This window comes from Arthrobacter sp. SIMBA_036 (assembly GCF_046535135.1).
In the GTDB taxonomy this organism is placed as follows: domain Bacteria; phylum Actinomycetota; class Actinomycetes; order Actinomycetales; family Micrococcaceae; genus Arthrobacter.
On the sequence record NZ_JAWRXG010000486.1, the window covers coordinates 1 to 232 of the forward strand.

At 50.9% G+C, this 232-nt stretch carries 1 protein-coding gene; it reads left to right on the plus strand.

The genetic code is table 11. The features are described 5' to 3' along the window. Nucleotides 1-232 (plus strand): beta-L-arabinofuranosidase domain-containing protein (locus tag SB659_RS20625; protein WP_410551792.1); only part of this gene is annotated, 232 nt, incomplete at both ends.

The window sequence follows — 232 nt, forward strand, 5'->3', positions numbered from 1 at the left end:
CATATGATTGAGGCCGGTGTTGCTTTCTTCCAGGCTACAGGTAAGCGCCGCTTACTGGAAGTGGTGTGTAAACTTGCTGACCATATCGATAGCGTATTTGGACCAAACGATACGCAGTTACACGGTTATCCGGGGCACCCGGAAATTGAACTGGCGCTGATGCGCTTGTATGAGGTGACAGAGGAGTTACGTTACCGGGAACTGGTGAACTACTTCATAGAACAGCGCGGCA